Below are 17,828 nucleotides of genomic sequence, written 5' to 3' on the forward strand. Positions count from 1 at the left end.
GCCACGGGCGACCAAGCGCCGCCAATCGCACGGCATCTTTTTTTGTTGTGCCTTCATTTTTTGAAGTAACATTCGGTCACCGTTGCCCGATTCATCCATTTCCACTTTTCCGGGAGCCGCCATGTCTGCATCGAACTATGAGCAACACGACACCGCGCTGTTGATCGTCGATCCGTACAACGACTTCATGACCGAGGGCGGCAAGCTCTTCAACGCGATCAAGGAGACCGCCGACGCGTCGCACATGTTCGACAATCTCCGCCAGATCATCCCCACGGTGCGGGCAGCAGGCATTCAGGTTTTTATCGTTCCGCATCACCGCTCGCATCCCGGCGACTTCGATCATTGGCAGCACATCAACATGTTCCAGCAGGCGGGACTGCCGACCAAGGCGTTCGAAGTCGGCACGTGGGGCGGCGAGTTCAATCCGGAATTCGGTCCGCAACCAGGCGATGTCGTCATCAAGGAACACTGGGCGCAAAGCGGCTTCGCCAATACGGATCTCGACCTGCAACTCAAGCAGCATGGCATCCAGAAGATCATCCTTGTCGGCCTGATCGCGAATAGCTGTATTGAGTCCACGGGCCGTTTCGGCATGGAGCTCGGCTATCATGTGACGCTCGTAAAAGACGCGACCGCTGCATTCAGCCATGCGGGAATGGTCGCGGCGCAAACCAACGCCCCCATGTTCGCGCACGCTATATTGACGACTGACGAGTTGTTATCGAAGCTGCCAGTGCATGTTGCGTGAACCCGATTGTTTGATAGCGGAGAGGAAGGATGAGTTGGGACGAGGTTTGCGAAAGTGTCTGCCCCATCGCGCGCTCGTTGAGCGTGGTGGGTGACCGCTGGACCCTGCTCATTCTGCGCGAACTGAGCATGGGCTCGCGGCGCTTCGAGGAAATCCAGGCGCAGACGGGCATGTCGTCGTTTTTGTTGTCGACACGACTGAAGCGCCTCGAGAAGGACGGCGTGATCGAGCGGCGCCTGTATAACGAACGGCCGCCGCGTTACGAGTATCACGCAACGGCCAAAGGCAAGGATCTAGATGAAGTCCTGCTCCTGCTTCGTGCGTGGCAAATGAAGTGGGACGACCCGCAAGGCAAGGCGGAACCGGCGGTGCATCTGGTGCATAAGCGCAGCAAGAAGGTTGTCGATGCATCGTGGCGGCCGACTCCAGGCAGCAAGCCGTTTTCTTTCGACGATACCCACGCGACCATCAGCCCTGCCTTTGCGGCGGAAAGGGAAGAAAGGAAAGCGGCGTTCCTGGCGGCACGGCGCAGCGGCGATTCGTGAGCGGTCTGGCGCGCTGCCGTAAAAAGCCGCACTGATTTACGGCGGTCACGCCGATCAATTTTATACAAGCGTACAGATCAGGTTTTCACTAAGCTCACGAGTTTGAAGCGCACCCCTTGCCGCCGCAGAAAGGACCGACTCGTGAATCAGCAAGCTGTATCGACACACAAAGAACCCGCCCTCGGCTTCTCGAGCGACAACATCGCCGGAGCTTCGCCGGAAGTCCTTGAAGCCATGGTGGACTGCAACACGGGCCAGTCAACGCCTTACGGCGGCGATGCGCTCACGGCGCGCGTCGAACGCAAGCTTGCCGAACTGTTCGAGCGCGACGTGGATGTGTTACTCGTGCCTACTGGAACGACGGCAAACGCGTTGTGCCTCGCGGCCATGACGCCGCCCTGGGGCAGCGTCTTTTGCCACCCGTCGAGCCATGTCAACAATGACGAATGCGGCGCGCCCGAGTTTTATACGAACGGCGCGAAGCTGATTTCTGTCGACGGGCCGTCCGCGAAGATCGACCCCGAGAACCTGCGCAAGGCCGCGAACGTCAAGGTCGGCGACGTCCACGTGACGCAGCCTTCGTGCGTCAGCATCACGCAAGCTACGGAAGTGGGCAGCATCTACAGCCTCGATGAAATCCGCGAACTGGGCGACCTGTGCCGCGCATCCTCGATCGGCCTGCACATGGACGGTTCGCGCTTTGCGAATGCACTCGTCTCGCTCGACTGCACGCCTGCGGAAATGACATGGAAAGCAGGCGTCGACGCGCTGTCTTTTGGCGCAACAAAAAATGGTGTTCCATGCGCTGAAGCCATCGTTTTGTTCGATAAAAAACTGGCCGCCGAGATGGGTTACCGGCGCAAGCGCGCCGGCCATCTGTTCTCCAAGATGCGCTTTCTTTCGGCGCAGATGGACGCGTATCTGACCGATGATCTATGGCTGCGCAACGCACGCCAGGCAAACGACACCGCCCGGCGCCTTCAGGACGGCATCAAGGACCTGGAGGGCGTGGAGATCTTCGGCGCGCCGCAAGCGAACATTCTCTTCTGCCGCTTGCCGGCAGCGGTCATTGAAGGGCTTCTGGCAGCGGGGTTCGTGTTCTACCACAACCGATGGGAACCGGGCGTGGTGCGCTTCGTGACGTCGTTCGCGACGACCACTGAAGACGTCGATAACCTGATCGCCAACGTCGCGCGGCTTGCGGGATAAAACCGCATGAAGCGTATCAATAGCGCGATGGCGCCACGCCGAATGCACGCCGGAACGCGCGGTTGAAATGGCTCTGATCGTAGAAACCGACGTCCTGCGCGACATCGGCAATGCTTCGCGACGTTGCATGCAGAATGGATGCGGCCTGTTCAAGCCGCAACCGCACGAGCCACGCGTGCGGCGTCATGCCAACGGTCTGCCTGAACAGCTTGAGGAAATGAAATCGCTCTAACCCACAAAGCGCAGCGAGTTCATCCAGCGTGATCTTGTGCGCCAGATGCGCGTGGCAATAATCCTTCACGCGATGCCAGTCCTCGGCGCGCAACCTACCCTTGACCGACTGGGGCGCGACCACGCGCGATTGCGTGAACAGGCGGTCGAACAACGTCAGCCATTCCGATTGCAACGCCAGCGGCGACGCTACGGCACTTGCCTGCATCGTGCTGTGAAGGTTGATCAGACGCGCCGCCAGTCCGGCGTTTTCGAGGAGCGCGCCGGCAGGGGTCGGTTCGGCATTCGAGCCCGAGATTTCTTCGGCCACGGCGCCAAAAAGCTCGGGCGATAAACGAAAAGTCTTGAGCACATATGCGCCGTCGCCATACCGATCGCCATCGTGTATCTCGCCCGGCGGCATGAGCGAGATCCGTCCGGGCGCGAGAAATTCCGTATTGCCACGATGCCGCTGCCGCTGAATCCCCTCGGTCACCATGCCCACGTGGTAATCCAGATGATAATGACGCTCGAAGCGAAAATCCGAAAGACGCGCCTCACCAAGCACAAGACCGGGAGTCAAGTTGCTACGATGGTAGGCGACGCTATCTGGCATATTCCGATGGCTGCACGTGATTCGAAACCTGATTCTAGCGTCGATTCATGCAGCGGGCATTCCGACCGATTCAGCATAGGATTTGCCGCACGCCAGCTCATTGACGTATGAAATTAAAATCGCGCAACACCCCGTCCACGAAGCGCTGTTTCGAGAATGTTCGTCCGGCGCGATATGATCGGGAAATACGAGCGACGCTCGAAAGCCATCGTGATCGATTTTTGAACGACAAATAAGCGCCCCAGTCATGCCCAGCCGGGCGTAGGCAGAGTCTCGGCTGCGACTGGTGCATACCAGCAACTACAGGAACAACGGGTCACAAGCTTTGGATATTTTCTATTACTGGAAAGATTATGCGTCGGACATCAAGGAAGGGCGCATCGGGACATTGGGTTCAAACGGCGACAAGCTGGAGGGGATGAAGGAACGTCTCCCCCGCAAGGTCTGGACGTTTCTGACCCCAAAGACAATGAAGGGCAAGCTCCAGTTGATCGGCTCGTTCCTGGTGACAGATACGAAGCCCGAGAACTTCGTGCCCAAGTGGAAGCACAATCTTTTCTACGATGCCGCGTCCCCAAAAACGGTTCTTTATCCGGATTCGGGGACCCTCGAGCATATCGAGGAAATCAGCGACTTCATCAATACGCGCTTTCATCCGGCCGTTCGCGCGAGATTCCAGGGTGACAAGGCGCTGCTTGAAATGGAAGCCGATGTGGTGCGCGGCCTGGAAAAACTCGTCCAGAACTACGAGACCGTTCAGTTGATGGATGGCCTGAAGAAGTGACCGTCTGATCTCCCGCGGCCAGCGGCGCGCGGGAGTGATGACGTTTTTGCGAGCAATCCGAGCGGGAGAATCACGTGCCGGTCGACCAACCAGACGATCCATCTTCCTCGCGACGGGCAAACGACGCCTCATCAAGCAATGCGTTCCCGTTTGAAATAAGCGACGTTCACTTCCGCATGCTCGTCGATGCGGTCCAGGACTATGCGATCTTCATGCTCGATCGGCTCGGGCATGTGGTGAGCTGGAATCGCGGCGCGCAAAGTATCAAGGGTTATACGGCCGGCGAGATCGTGGGGAAGCACTTCTCCGTGTTCTATACGCCCGAGGACATCGCGATCCGCAAGCCCGAGACCGAGCTGGCGCTTGCGGAGTCCGAGGACCGCATAGAAGACGAAGGCTGGCGCGTGCGCCAGGACGGGTCGCAATTCTGGGCAAACGTCACGATCACGGCAATACGCGCGCCCGATGGCGCGCTTCAAGGCTTCGCGAAAGTCACGCGCGACATGACCGACCGTCTCCGGCTGATCGATTTGCAGCACACCCGCGCATTGTCCGCGCATGTGCAGAGCGCCCGGGAGGAGGAACGGGCACGGATCGCGCGTGAACTGCATGACGACCTCGGCCAGCAACTGATCGCATTGAAAATGGATGTTGCGATGCTGGATCGGGTTTTATCGCATGGCACTGACGACTCGCGCCTGGCAAAACCACGCACGCATCTCGTGCAGGACAAGATCGATTCCATCATTGCGTCCACGCGGCGCCTAGCCGGCGGGTTACGGCCGTCCATGCTCGATGACCTGGGACTCGAAGCCGCGATCGAATGGCTTGCAGGCGAGTTTCGCGGCCGCTATCAACTGGTCATCTCGGTGAACAATCTGGCCGGTCCGCTGGATTTATCAGCGACGGCGGCGACAGCCGTTTTTCGCCTTGTGCAGGAAGCGCTGAACAACGTCACGCGTCATGCGCAAGCCACGTGGGTTCGCATCGAAATGCGCCTCACGCATGATCACCTGCAGCTCGATATTGAGGATAACGGCAAGGGCACGACGATCGACCGGAACCGCAGCAAGGGCAGCTTCGGACTTCTCGGCATGCAGGAACGCGTACATGAATTGCAAGGACGGATTGCTTTTGAAAGCGCACCGTCCGACGGGTTTCGCATCCATGTCGAGCTGCCGCTCGACGTGGTCAACCGAAAGCCGCAATGAGGCTTCAGTCCTCCAGCGGCGCGAGCGCTTCCACCGGCATCTTCCGCTCGCCGCCAATGTCGACCTTCGGCACGAACAACAAGAATCCCACCGCGAATAGTGCAATCACGAAGATCGAGACGAACGTCAGGTGCAGCGAGTCGTGCAGCACCTGACGTATCGCGTCCCCGCTGCCCATGCTCCCCGCCTGGTTCTGCAGCAACGCTTTCAATTGATCCGATGTCACCGCGGCCACGTCCTTTGAATGGCTCAACCCGAAGTTCAGGACCGCGCCGAACAAGGTCGCGCCGAGCGTGCTTCCCAGATTGCGCGAGAACAGGTTCGATGCCGTCGCGCTGCCGCGCTGCGCGACGTCCACGATCTCCTGGATCAGCATGAGCGAACTGACGCTGGACGTCCCCATGCCGAAGCCCATGATCAACGACCCGAACGCGGCAATCAACGGCGAACTTCCCGGCGACAATGTCAGCAGGAACACGGCGCCGATCGGAATGAATGCGCTGCCTCCGACCAGGATGGGCCGCAAGCCAAAGCGATGCAGCGACTTCGCGGCAAAGGTCGCGCCGGCGGGCCAGCCGACCATCATCATGGTGAGCGCGAGGCCTGCAATCACCGGCGAACGGTGCAACACGCCCTGCACGTACATGGGCAGGAACGTCGTCGAACCCATCAGGATCATGCCGGACAGTACCGTCGAGCCATTGCACGCGGCAATCGGGCGGCGGCTCCAGAGCGCGAATGAAATCATCGGTTCGGCCGCGCGTTTTTCCTGCATCAGGAAGAACAACAGGCACACCACGAACGCGCCGCCGGCCATGGATGCCTTGGCGATATCGTCGTCACCCGCGTAGGTCAGCGCCATCATCAACGAAGCAATGGTGACCATGAACAGCCCCGCGCCCGCGAAGTCGATGGACGGTTTTGCATGCCGTTCCGACTCGCGCAGGAACATGATGAAACCCGCCGCCGATAAAAGCCCGATCGGTACGTTCATCCAGAAGATCCACGCCCACGAGAAGTCGTGGATGATCAACCCGCCGACCATGGGTCCGACCACCGCTGAAATAGCCCAGACGCTGGCGAGATACCCCTGCACCTTGCCGCGTTCGCGCGCCGGGTAAAGATCCGCGACGATGGTCAGCGTGACCGGCTGGATCGCGCCTGCGCCTACGCCCTGGATCAGGCGGAACACGATCATGGCGGGCATGGACCACGCGAAGCCGGCGAGCACCGACCCGATCAGGAAAATCGCAATGCCGATGAGCGCAATCGGCTTGCGGCCGTAAAGATCGGCGAGCTTGCCGAAGATGACAGTCATTGCGGTCTGCGTCAGGAGGAACGACGAGAAGACCCAACTGTACAAATGCAGGTCGCCGAGTTGCGCGACGATCTGCGGCATGGCGGTGGAAACAATGGTGGCTTCAATGGCGACCATTGCCATTGATGCCATCACCGATGCAATGACTAACGGACGCGACGTCTGCTGGTTGCGGGGCATGAAGTTGTTGTAATGGGGAACGTGGAGCCGGCGCGGGGTCGTTGCCGCCGCGACGCGTGAAACGGTCGCAGCAAGGCGGCCAGGCGTAAGTATGAACCCTGCTAAGGATATTCGCTCGACGGGATAGCGCAGACACACGCGTCACGCCTAAACTTGCGGCATACGAGGCTCTTTCATCCACCGATCATGAATTCATCGAACGAGGTTCACGCCTGTGCCTTGCTTGCCGGAAAGTGCCTGTGCGGCGCGGTCCGCTACGCGGTGAAGGACGAATTCGTCTATGCGTTGAATTGCCATTGCTCGAATTGCCGGCGCGCAACAGGCTCGGCTTTCAAGCCGTTTGCGGGCATCGAACGGAACAAGCTCACGCTTGTGCAAGGTGAAAACGCGCTGCTGATCCACGGCGATCCACGCGCCGCGCACGACGTCCATTGCAGGCATTGCGGCTCGCTCATGTACTCCGTCGTGCGTGAAGGCGCGTTCGCTCATGTGACGATGGGCACGCTGATGGATAGCCCCTCCATCCGTCCCACGGCGCATATTTTTGTTGGATCGAAAGCGCCGTGGTACACGATCACTGATTCATTGCCGCAATACCAGGAGTTCGATTGAAAGAACGGTCAGAGGCCCTGCAGAGTTCTTTCAAGACCGTCAAGCCCGGATTCTTTCCAGCCCCGGCAACCAGACACGCAACAGCGAATAGAGCCGGTCCAGATCGATCGGCTTCGCCAGATAATCCGTCATCCCGGCCGCGCGCGCCTGTTCCTGATCGTCTTTCATCGCCTTTGCTGTAATCGCGATGATCGGCAGGGTCTTGAAGCGGGCATCGGTACGAATGCGGCGCGTGGCTTCGAGCCCGTCCATTGCGGGCATCATCACGTCCATCAGCACCAGGTCGATATCCGTCACCTCGTTGAGCTTGTCGATGGCTTCAAAACCGTTGCGCGCGATATCGACCGTCATGCCCTTGTGTTCGAGCGCGCTGCTCAGCGAAAAGATGTTGCGGATGTCGTCATCGACGAGAAGAATGCGGCGGCCCTCGAACACGCGATCACGGCCGCGCACGGTTTTCAGCATGGTTTGCCGCTCGGTGGACAGATCGGTCTCCACCTTGTGCAGGAACAACGTGACTTCATCCAGCAAGCGCTCGGGCGAACGCGCGCCCTTGATGATGATCGAACGCGAGTACTTGAGCAGATCGGCTTCTTCCGCGTGCGTCAGGTTACGTCCGGTATAGACGATCACCGGCGGGAACGAATACATGTTCTCGCCCGACATGCGCTGGAGCAGCTCGCCTCCTTGCATATCCGGCAGTTTCAAGTCGATGATCATGCAATCGAAAATGGTCGTGCGCAGCAGCGCGAGCGCTTCCTCACCGAACTCGACGGCGGTGATGTCGATGTCATCATCGCCGATAAGCTGCACGATACTTTCGCGCTGGCGGGCATCGTCTTCGACCAGCAATACGCGCTTGACCTTCTGCGTGAACTTGTCTTCCAGCTTGCGGAAGATTTCCTTGAGCTGGTCGCGCGTGGTCGGCTTGACTGCATAGCCGATAGCGCCAAGATGCAGCGCCGCCTCGCCGCTGTCGTTGGCGGAGACCACGTGCACGGGGATATGACGGGTCTGCGGCCCGTCCTTCAGTTGTTGCAGGACCATGAGCCCCGAACGATCGGGCAAGCCGATATCGAGCAGGATTGCATCGGGCAGATGCTGCGCGACGAGTTGCATGGCTTCGGCCGCGGTTTGCGCCACCAGACAGCGATAACGCATTTCGTGCGCGAGGTTGTACAGGATGCTCGCGAATGCCAGGTCGTCTTCGATCACCAGCACCGAGCGTTTTCCCGGATTGGCTTCGTGCCGGTCGTCGTCATACGCGGCGACGGCGACGGTCGCAGTCTCCACGAGCGGCGCCTCGACACGGACGACGGGTACGGGGACCGCACGCGGCGGCGCCACGACAGGTGCGCTCTCCGCCACTTCACTGCTATCCGTCCAGCGCGCCGGCAAAATGAGTTCGAAGGTGCTGCCCGCGCCCAGCGCGCTCGTCACGTGGATAGTGCCGCCCAGCAGTTTCGCGAGATCGCGCGAGATGGAAAGGCCGAGTCCGGTGCCCCCGTATCGACGGCTCGTGGTGCCGTCCGCCTGACGGAAGGCTTCGAAGATCGTCTCCTGGTTTTCCGGCGCAATGCCGATACCCGAATCCTTCACCGCGAAGCGCACACGATCGTCGCCCGTGCGGCCCAACGTCAGTGAGATGGCGCCGGTATCGGTAAACTTCAGCGCATTCGATATCAGGTTCTTCAGGATCTGTTCGAGCCGCCGCGAGTCGGTGAAGATTGAAGACGGCGTGCCGGGTTCATTACCGACCGTGAACGTCAGCCGCTTCTGACCCGCGAGCGGTTCGAAGGTCCGCTGCAACGATTCCGTCAGGCGCGCGAGCGATACTTCTTCCGGCGCGAGTTCGAGCTTGCCCGCCTCGACCTTGGAGATATCGAGAATATCGTTGATGAGGTTGAGCAGGTCGTTGCCTGCCGAATAGATCGTGTTTGCGAACTTGACCTGTTCGTCGCTGAGATTGCCTTTGTGGTTTTCGGACAGCAGCTTTGCGAGGATCAGCGAACTGTTCAGCGGCGTGCGCAACTCGTGCGACATGTTCGCGAGGAACTCGGACTTGTAGCGGCTCGCCCGCTGCAAGTCTTCGGCGCGCGCTTCGAGTTCGGTCTGCGCCTTGTTGAGCGCTTCGTTTTTCTCATCGAGCGTCAGCGCCTGGAACGTGAGCTGCTCGTTGATGGTTTCGAGTTCGGCCTTCTGGTTGTTCAGGTTGGATTGCGACTCTTCAAGTGCGGCGGTCTGCTCTTCCAGTTCTTCGTTTGCGGAGCGTAATTCTTCTTGCTGGACCTGCAACTCTTCGTTAAGTTGCTGCGTTTCGGCGAGCACATCCTGCAGACGTTCACGATACAACGCCGCTTCCACCGAAGCGCCTACGTTCGCCGATATCAGCTTGAGCAACTCGACATCACGCTTCGACGGTGTCTGCATGAAGCCGAGTTCGATCACACCGTTCACGGCGCCGTCGTTGTCGATGGGGGTCATCACCACGCTTTTAGGCGGGCTGGTTCCAAGGCCCGAGGTGACCTTGAGATAGTTGTCGGGGATATCGTCGAGTTCCATCAGCCGACGGCTCTCGGCCACTTGCCCGACAAGCGTCTCGGCGTTCTCGAAGGATTGTTCGCGCGCCTCGTTCTCGCGGCTGAAACCATACGCGGCGACGCGGCGCAGCTTGCCGCTTTCATCGCGCACGTAAAGCGCTGCGACCACCACGCCAAGATACTGCGAAAGGAACTCGAGCATCGCGCGGCCGAGGCGCGGCAATGTCTGCTGGCCGACCAGACTCTCTGCAAGCTGGCTCTGCCCGGTTCGCAGCCACGCCTGCTGATGCAGGACCTCGTTGTGTTCGGCCTGTGCCTGCAGCGCGTTATCGTAGGTCTCGGACAGCTTCATCAACTCGCGGCGCCCGAAGATGGCAAGCATCGCGCTCAAGGACAAACTGATCGCAAGGAAGATGGCGACAGCCGTGATCGTGACCTGCTTCGCGGTCGCGGCGCGCTCCCAGCGCAGATTCAGCTCCACGTCCATGAAGTCCTTGAACTCGCGGCGGGTCTCGTCGAATTCAAGCTTGCCGCGCCCCGTGCGCAGAATCCCGACGACGTCCTGATTTGCCCGCCGCATGGCGATGGTCTGTTCGGCAAAGCGTTCCCATTGCGTTTGCAACGCTTCGATGCGCTTCAGGCGTTCGACCTGCGGCGGGTTATCGCTGATCAGGTCCATGAGCGTCGAGAGCTTTGCGTTGAAGCTCGCCTTGCCAAGCTGGTAAGGGGCAAGAAAGCTGTCGTCGCCAGTGAGCAGGAAACCGCGCTGGCCGGATTCACGATCGACCGCAAGCTTGATCAGGTCGTTGCCATCACCGATCACCCGCTCCGAATGTTCGAGCCAGTTCATGGCCGACAGCAGATAGAATAGCAGGCCCACGAACACGGCCGCAGTGGCGATTCCCGCGCCAAGCGGCAAGGCGATGTTGCGTCGGATGATGCGGCGAAAGCTGTTCTGATCGACAGCAATACGATCGGGCATTGCGTTATCCCTGTTATTGAATTGAGCGCATCGGGGGCGCGGTTCTGCCGGTGTAATAGGTGCGCGGCGCCTTCCGGAACAAGGCCGCCGCGCGTGCTGGCGCAGATCATACATTTTCTGCAACGCGCTGTCGGCGATGAAACGCGATGTGCCTTTCAGGTGAATTTCATTCAGAGCAATAGCCGGAAAATCGGCAATTTATGGTTCTTAGGCGACGATTAAAGCGGTAAATATTTCCCGGCCAGCATTGCGCGTTTCCAGCCGAAGCCCGGTATCTTCTTGTATTGGAAACCGGCATGCAACAGCGCGCGTTTGACATCGCCGGCGCTCGTGTAGGTCGAGAACGTTGCGCCTTCGTTCGCTAGCGCCCCGAGCGACTCGAACACCGATGGCGTCCATAGCTCCGGGTTTTTGGCGGGCGCAAAACCATCGAGATAAAACGCATCGGCGCGAAATTGCAGCGTAGGCAAGACAGTGACCGCGTCGTCGAATATAAGTGTCAGGGTGATGTCGTTATCGAAGGCGAGCGTGTGCGTGCCGGGCGTGAGGTCGGGCCATGCGTCGGCAAGCGTTTGTGCGAGCGCTGCGACGGGTGCATCGTCTATGGTGGCTGCGTGCGTGAGACGGAGGTCACTGGCGGAGAACGGATGCTTTTCCACGGATACGAAGTGCAGACGGCCGCCGCGCGATGGATCCGCGCGCCATGCAGCCCACGTCGTCAGGAAATTGATGCCCATGCCGAAGCCGGTTTCCAGCACGGTGAAATCGGGGCAGCCCTGCCATCGTTCGGGAAGGCCGTTGCCTCGCAAGAAAACGTATTGCGCCTGCGCAACGCTGCCCACGACGCTGTGATAAATGTCGCCATAAAGCGGCGAATAAGGCGAGCCGTTCGGGCGGAATGCAACGGTTGCGGGAATCAGCGGTTCGGACATGGATGGTCGGTAATAAACGCGGTGATGAACGCGCTGATAAACGTCAAGGCAGCATCGATCTTACGATCCGTGCGAGTTTTTCGACGGCGGCATGGGCCTCGGTCGGCGGCACGCTCGCGTATCCCAGCACGAGGCCGTTGTACGCTGCGATGTTTGTATCGGCAAGACAGAATTCGCTGACCGGCACCGCCCATAACCCTTCGGATCGTGCTGCGCGACAGACGTCCACATCGCGCAAGGGCGAATTCAGTCGAGCCGTCAGGTGCATGCCGCCTGCTCCGCCCGATACTGTAAGCAAATCTCCGAAGTGCTGTTCGAGCGCGACCTGCAGCGCAACGCGCCTGCGCGAATACAGTCCACGCATGCGCCGCAAATGCCGCGTGTACGCGCCGCTTCGCATGAAGTCCGCAAGCGCGAGTTGATCGGCGGCGCGGCCTTGCCGTGATATTTCACCGAGCGTGCGTGCGAACTCGCGGGATAGCCCGGGCGGCACGACCATGAAGCCGATTCGCAGCGCGGGAAACATCGTCTTGCTGAACGTGCCGAGGTAGATCACAGGGGTATCGCCGGCGAGTCCCTGCATGGCCGCGAACGGTGAGCCGGTGTGACGGAACTCGCTGTCGTAGTCGTCCTCGATCACCCACGCTCCGTGGGCGCGAGCGTCCTCGATGATCTTCATGCGACGTTCAATGCTGAGCACGCTTCCAAGCGGATATTGATGCGACGGAGTCACGTAGATCAGTTTGGGCGGTGACTGCGTCCAGTGTAAAGGCGTGGGCGCGATGCCATCGGCATCGACAGGTATGGATACGAGCGACAAGTTCGCCCCCTTGAACGCCGCACGCGCACCGGCGTACCCAGGATCTTCGACCCACACGCGCTCGCCGGCATCCGCCAGGATGCGCGCGCAAAGATCGAGGCTCGTCTGCGTGCCATCGGTGATGAAAACCTGGTCGATATCACAGCGCACGCCCCGCGAAACCTTGAGGTAATCGACCAGCGCCTGCCGGAGCTCGGGTGCGCCGGCGCTGTTCGCATAACCCAGGTCTGTTGCTTCGAGCTTTCGCCATGCGCGGGCGATGGCCGCGCGCCATTGCGTCATCGGGAATTCATCGAGGGCCGGCAAGCCCGGACGAAACGATACCGCAATAGGACTTGTCTGCGGCTCGCGCCTCAATCCATCGATACGTCGCGAAAGTTGCGCCGGCTGAGGTTTCTTCGCCGCGGGGTTCAATTGCGTCTGAGCCCTGACGGAGGCCACGACCGAACCTCGCCGGGTGACGTGCAGGAAACCTTCTTCGGCGAGTTGCTCGTAGGCGAACATGGCCGAGTTGCGCGCAATGCGAAGTTCGTTCGCAAGCACCCGCGTGGCAGGCAAGCGCGTGCTTGCGGGAAGCAGGCCATCTAGAATGGCATCGCGCAACGCTTCGTAAAGCAAACGCTGCTGCGTGATCTTCCGGCCATTGAGTCGGTGTGAGAACGACGAAAAAAGTAAAGCGAGGTCCATGAAATGGTGGATCGTCAGAAATGCGTGGCTCTAAATAAATCGGAGTTATTGGGTCTATCATTGGCGCCATCGGCATTTTATTCTTATACCAGACGCTGGAACCACACGAACCCGCATCGCAAAACCATTTACCTGGACGGAGAATCGATTGAGCACGTTCCAAAATGAATTCGCACAGCCCATTGGCGCACCGCTCGCGAACTGGAAAGGCGCACAGCCGCCGTCACGCGTCACGCTCGAAGGACGCTATTGCCGTCTGGTTCCCGTCGATCCGGCCGCGCATCTGAACGATCTGGCCGAGGCTTACGACTCGGCTGCCGATGGCCGCGACTGGACGTATCTCGCCACAGGGCCATTCGGCACGCTCGAGGCTTATCAGGCGCATCTGGAAAAACTCGCATCCAGTTCGGACCCGCTGCACTTTACGGTGATCGATACCGGCAGCGGCAAGGCGCTCGGTACGCTCGCGCTGATGCGTATCGACGCGGTGAATGGTGTAATCGAGGTCGGATTCATTGCGTTCTCGCCGTTGCTGAAGAAGACGCGCATTGCAACCGAAGCGATTTTCCTGCTGATGCGTCATGTCTTCGACGATCTGGGCTATCGGCGCTTCGAATGGAAGTGCGACTCGCTGAACGAACCATCGCGCGCTGCGGCCAAGCGCTTCGGCTTCACGTTCGAAGGCATCTTCCGGCAAGCGACGACCTACAAGGGACGCAGCCGCGACACCGCGTGGTTTTCGATCATCGACCCGGAATGGCCGGCGTTGAAGACTCGCTACGAACGCTGGCTCGACCCAAAGAATTTCGATGCCGATGGCGCCCAAATCGAACGCCTTTCAACGCCGCAGAGCGCTAAATGACCGACACAGTCTGCATACGACCAATAGAGCAAGCCGATTACACCGCATGGAAACCGCTATGGGACGGCTACAACGCGTTCTATGGCCGAGCCCGGGAAACCGCGTTGCCGCAGGACATCACGGACGCGACATGGGCGCGATTTTTCGATGCCGACGAACCGGTTCACGCGTTGGTCGCCGAACGCGACGGCAAGCTGATTGGCCTCGTGCATTTCATCTATCACCGCAGCACGACCCTGCTCGGTTCCATTTGTTATCTGCAAGATTTGTTCACGGCAGAAGATGCGAGGGGACATGGCGTGGGCCGCAAGCTGATCAACGGTGTCTATGCGAGCGCGAAAGGCGCAGGCTCCGAGCGCGTCTATTGGCATACGCACGAGACCAACGTCACGGCAATGAAGCTCTACGACAAGGTTGCGGACAAACCCGGCTTCGTGATGTATCGGCAAGCGGTTTGAACGGTTGAAGCGCGCAATGCGAATCCTCCGGCATTGCGCGCTTACCTTCATCAAGACAAGTGATGCACTTCCTGCAAGCCGTAGACCGGCGTTTCAATGCCTTCCATCCGCGCCTTCAATTGCAGCGATAAATATTGCGAGTAATGCCGCGACTGATGCAGGTTGCCGCCATGGAACCACAGCGCATGCTGCTGCGTAGGCTTCCACATGTTGCGCTGCTCGCCTTCCCACGGGCCCGGGTCCTTGGTCGTGGCCGATCCCAATCCCCACACCTTGCCGACCTTGTCCGCCACTTCGCGCGAAATCAGGTCCGCGGCCCAGCCGTTCATCGAGCCATAGCCGGTTGCGTAGACAACGAGATCCGCCTCGAGCTCGCTGCCGTCGCTCAGCACGACCGAATGCGCTTTCAGCTCGACCACATCAACGCCGCTCTTCAGCTTGATCTTGCCGTCCGCGACCAGGTCCGACGCACCCACATCAATGTAATAACCCGATCCGCGCCGCAGATACTTCATGAAGAGCCCCGACTCGTCGTCGCCGAAATCGAGCATGAAACCGCGCTTTTCCAGGCGGTCGTAGAATTCGGCATCGCGCTTCTTGATGGCGTCGTAGACCGGGATCTGGAACTCATGCAGGATCTTGTACGGGATCGATGCAAAGGTCAGGTCGGCTTTCATCGTTGTCATGCCGGATGCCACCGCACGCTCGGAGTAGAGATCCCCGAGCGCGAGATCCATCAGCGAAGCGGACTTCACTATATGCGTGGACGAACGCTGCACCATGGTCACGTCAACGCCGGCTTCCCACAACGCCGCGCAGATATCGTGCGAAGAATTGTTCGCGCCGATCACAACCACCTTCTTCCCCGTGTACGCATCAGGCCCTGGATGTTGCGACGAATGATGCTGCTCGCCCTTGAACACGTCCATGCCCTTGAACTTGGGCACGTTCGCCTTGCCAGACATGCCCGTAGCAAGCACGAGTTGTTTTGGCCGCAGCGTCACCGCCTCGCCGTTGCGTTCGACTTCCACGATCCACTCGTCTGCGGCATCGTCGTAACGCGCGGACTTGCACATCGTCGAGCCCCAGTAGTTCAGCTCCATCACCTTCGTGTACATCTCCAGCCAGTCGCCGACCTTGTCCTTCGGCGAAAACACCGGCCAGTTGTCAGGAAACGGCAGGTACGGCATGTGGTCGTACCAGACAGGATCATGCAGGCACAGTGATTTGTAGCGGGCACGCCATGCGTCACCGGGTTTCTCGTTCTTGTCCACAATGATGGTCGGCACACCAAGCTGCCGCATCCGCGCGCCGAGCGCAATGCCGCCCTGCCCGCCGCCCACGATCAGGCAATACGGCTGCTTCTCGTAACCCAGCGTCTCTTGTTCCGCCGCGCGTTTTTCGGTCCAGCTCGTGCGGTCGGTGCGCGCGCCGTGCTCGGCGCCCATCGGGCGCCTCTGGCCCTTGGGTTCCTCATGGCCCTTGAGTTCGGTCATCGTGGTGAGCAGCGTCCAGATCAGTCCGTTCTTCACGCGGATGAAGCCTGTTCCCCGCGCGACGCCCGTCTCGAACGTGATCCACGATTGCGTCACGCCATCGGATTCGGTCGCCGTTTCGTTTTCCGCAATCCGGAGCTTCGAGGGCTTGACCGCATTCAGTTGTGAATCGAGCATGGCTGCGATCTGCTCGCGGCCCTCCATTGTCTTGATGTTCCAGGTGAACGCAACGAGATCGCGCCAGTAGCCCTCAGGCTGGAACAGCGCGGCGGCGGCTGTGGAATCGCCGCTTCTCAATGCGGCTTCGAACGACTCCAGCAACTGGGAGATGGTCTGGTTTGGATTGCTTTCAGGCATGGTCGCTCCTCCATGAGATACGGATCACTAAACATCGGTTAAGTCACGCGGGTTCTTTGCCCGCTGGAAAAGATGCCGCTTACGCTAACGCCGGTGAGGCGCCAGAATTCCCAGCTTCGCGATACGTCTGTAAAGCGTCGCCCGTGAAATGCCTAGAGTTTGCGCCGCGAGAACCGGGCGCCACTTGGCGGCGGTCATCGCAGCAACGATGCGGGTGCGCTCGACCGCTTCATCCTCCGACAACGAAGGCTGCGGCGCTTCCTTGGTCTGCAGCTTCGGCGCGTTTCTCGCTGCGCGCGCAACGGGTGGTCTCACGCGCGCATGCAAGGGCGCGCCGGAGCCAATCAATCTGAATGAAATGAGGTCGCGTCCCGGTCTTGCATCGAGCAGACGTTCTGCGCGGATATCGAAGAGTTCAGAGACGTGACACGGCATTTGATTCAGTCCCGGCACGCACTCCTTCGCGCGCCGGTTGGCGGCGATTGCGAAACCGCGTGCATCGAACGCGATAAGAATTTCCGGCTGCGCCTCGACGTAATGGCGGTTTCGATGCGCGAGCAACACCCAGCATTGCGTGGTTGCGTTGAGGAAAAAACCGTCTTCGATCAGCAACGCGCTTTGGCGCACGATATGGTTCACGAGCCGCTGGCTCTCGCGCTCTTCCGGCGAACGCACGGCCGAGGCATCCAGCACGCCGATCAATTCGCCCTGCACGCCAAAGATAGGCGACGCGCTGCACGTAAGAGTGGTGAACGCCGCGCGAAAGTGATCGGTCTTGTGGACGGTGATCGCTTCGGCATCCAGCAGCACCGATGCAACGCCGCACGTGCCTTCTTCGCGTTCGGACCAGCATGAGCCGAGATACAATCCTGCGCGCTTGAACTCGTGACGCCGGTCGCGATCGACCCGGTAATCGATGGTCACGCCTTGCGCATCGGTCAGCATCACGCAATAGTCGGCTTCGCGAACGGTCTCGTGCAGACGCGACAGACATTGCCCCGATGCACGCAGTACGGTTTCCTCGCGCTGCTGAACATCGCGCAATTCGGGTACGGTCAGGATGCGCGGCCCGACGGTCGCGCCGGGATCGAGATGATATTGCTCCAGAGACCTTCTATACGACGACGCCAGCCTGAGCGAATCGGCGTCCGTGCCGGCATTGAGCACGCGCCCTTCGATTACGCTGCGCACGCGGTCGATATGTCTGGTCGGCGATACATACGGCATGAAGGATCTCCGGCGGCTTCGGCTGTGCTCG

At 59.9% G+C, this 17,828-nt stretch carries 14 protein-coding genes and 1 pseudogene; 8 read left to right on the forward strand and 7 right to left on the reverse strand.

Annotated elements, in window-relative coordinates:
- Nucleotides 1–121: 121 nt before the first annotated feature.
- The 3 genes from ACFFAR_RS00990 (at nucleotide 122) to ACFFAR_RS01000 (ending at nucleotide 2,505) form a co-directional block, all read left to right on the forward strand.
- Nucleotides 122–751 carry an isochorismatase family protein gene (locus ACFFAR_RS00990; protein WP_174362250.1) on the forward strand — a complete coding sequence of 210 codons (630 nt, stop codon included), beginning with the start codon at nucleotides 122–124 and terminating at the stop codon, nucleotides 749–751.
- A 29-nt stretch (nucleotides 752–780) separates the two neighbouring features.
- Complete coding sequence (locus ACFFAR_RS00995) at nucleotides 781–1,296, forward strand: helix-turn-helix domain-containing protein (RefSeq protein WP_062001479.1); 516 nt, start codon at nucleotides 781–783, stop codon at nucleotides 1,294–1,296.
- A gap of 141 nt (nucleotides 1,297–1,437) precedes the next feature.
- Nucleotides 1,438–2,505 carry a beta-eliminating lyase-related protein gene (locus tag ACFFAR_RS01000; RefSeq protein WP_174362251.1) on the forward strand — a complete coding sequence of 356 codons (1,068 nt, stop codon included), beginning with the start codon at nucleotides 1,438–1,440 and terminating at the stop codon, nucleotides 2,503–2,505.
- A 16-nt stretch (nucleotides 2,506–2,521) separates the two neighbouring features.
- Here the strand turns inward: ACFFAR_RS01000 and ACFFAR_RS01005 are convergent, their stop codons facing one another.
- Nucleotides 2,522–3,331, reverse strand: a complete 810-nt coding sequence (locus tag ACFFAR_RS01005; protein ID WP_174362252.1) for an AraC family ligand binding domain-containing protein — start codon at nucleotides 3,329–3,331, stop codon at nucleotides 2,522–2,524.
- Nucleotides 3,332–3,617: 286 nt separating this feature from the next.
- On the opposite strand from ACFFAR_RS01005, the gene ACFFAR_RS01010 reads away from it, so the two are divergent.
- Both ACFFAR_RS01010 and ACFFAR_RS01015 read left to right on the forward strand, forming a co-directional pair.
- Nucleotides 3,618–4,115 carry a hypothetical protein gene (locus tag ACFFAR_RS01010; protein WP_231941511.1) on the forward strand — a complete coding sequence of 166 codons (498 nt, stop codon included), beginning with the start codon at nucleotides 3,618–3,620 and terminating at the stop codon, nucleotides 4,113–4,115.
- Between the two features lie 74 nt (nucleotides 4,116–4,189).
- Nucleotides 4,190–5,326: a PAS domain S-box protein gene (locus tag ACFFAR_RS01015; protein ID WP_375507407.1), complete on the forward strand. Its 1,137-nt coding sequence runs from the start codon at nucleotides 4,190–4,192 to the stop codon at nucleotides 5,324–5,326.
- A gap of 4 nt (nucleotides 5,327–5,330) precedes the next feature.
- Here the strand turns inward: ACFFAR_RS01015 and ACFFAR_RS01020 are convergent, their stop codons facing one another.
- Nucleotides 5,331–6,824, reverse strand: a complete 1,494-nt coding sequence (locus ACFFAR_RS01020) for an MDR family MFS transporter (protein ID WP_062001474.1) — start codon at nucleotides 6,822–6,824, stop codon at nucleotides 5,331–5,333.
- Nucleotides 6,825–7,010: 186 nt separating this feature from the next.
- Here ACFFAR_RS01020 and ACFFAR_RS01025 point away from each other — a divergent pair, with 186 nt between their 5' ends.
- Nucleotides 7,011–7,436 (forward strand): GFA family protein, encoded by a 426-nt coding sequence (locus ACFFAR_RS01025; RefSeq protein WP_174362253.1) that lies wholly within the window; start codon nucleotides 7,011–7,013, stop codon nucleotides 7,434–7,436.
- Nucleotides 7,437–7,475: 39 nt separating this feature from the next.
- Here ACFFAR_RS01025 and ACFFAR_RS01030 read toward each other — a convergent pair whose 3' ends face one another.
- The 3 genes and pseudogenes from ACFFAR_RS01030 to ACFFAR_RS01040 form a co-directional block, all read right to left on the reverse strand.
- Nucleotides 7,476–10,958 carry a response regulator gene (locus ACFFAR_RS01030; protein ID WP_174362254.1) on the reverse strand — a complete coding sequence of 1,161 codons (3,483 nt, stop codon included), beginning with the start codon at nucleotides 10,956–10,958 and terminating at the stop codon, nucleotides 7,476–7,478.
- A gap of 224 nt (nucleotides 10,959–11,182) precedes the next feature.
- Nucleotides 11,183–11,890: pseudogene (gene mnmD / locus ACFFAR_RS01035) on the reverse strand (tRNA (5-methylaminomethyl-2-thiouridine)(34)-methyltransferase MnmD); the annotation flags it as partial.
- A gap of 43 nt (nucleotides 11,891–11,933) precedes the next feature.
- Nucleotides 11,934–13,397, reverse strand: a complete 1,464-nt coding sequence (locus tag ACFFAR_RS01040; RefSeq protein ID WP_174362256.1) for an aminotransferase class I/II-fold pyridoxal phosphate-dependent enzyme — start codon at nucleotides 13,395–13,397, stop codon at nucleotides 11,934–11,936.
- A 148-nt stretch (nucleotides 13,398–13,545) separates the two neighbouring features.
- Between ACFFAR_RS01040 and ACFFAR_RS01045 the strand changes: the two genes are divergently transcribed.
- Together ACFFAR_RS01045 and ACFFAR_RS01050 are read left to right on the forward strand one after the other, a co-directional pair.
- A complete protein-coding gene (locus ACFFAR_RS01045) occupies nucleotides 13,546–14,259 on the forward strand; it encodes a GNAT family N-acetyltransferase (RefSeq protein ID WP_174362257.1) in 714 nt (237 codons plus the stop codon).
- On the forward strand, nucleotides 14,256–14,717 hold the full coding sequence (locus tag ACFFAR_RS01050) for a GNAT family N-acetyltransferase (RefSeq protein WP_375507408.1): 462 nt from the start codon (nucleotides 14,256–14,258) through the stop codon (nucleotides 14,715–14,717). The genes ACFFAR_RS01045 and ACFFAR_RS01050 overlap by 4 nt, the downstream gene beginning before the upstream one ends.
- A 50-nt stretch (nucleotides 14,718–14,767) precedes the next feature.
- On the opposite strand, the gene ACFFAR_RS01055 is transcribed toward ACFFAR_RS01050, so the two are convergent.
- Nucleotides 14,768–16,570, reverse strand: coding sequence for an NAD(P)-binding domain-containing protein (locus ACFFAR_RS01055; protein ID WP_174362259.1), 1,803 nt, complete (start codon nucleotides 16,568–16,570; stop codon nucleotides 14,768–14,770).
- 84 nt (nucleotides 16,571–16,654) lie between these two features.
- Nucleotides 16,655–17,797 (reverse strand): GAF domain-containing protein, encoded by a 1,143-nt coding sequence (locus tag ACFFAR_RS01060; RefSeq protein WP_174362260.1) that lies wholly within the window; start codon nucleotides 17,795–17,797, stop codon nucleotides 16,655–16,657.
- Nucleotides 17,798–17,828 lie beyond the last annotated feature (31 nt).

The sequence above is a fragment of the uncultured Caballeronia sp. genome (assembly GCF_964243625.1).
GTDB lineage: Bacteria > Pseudomonadota > Gammaproteobacteria > Burkholderiales > Burkholderiaceae > Caballeronia.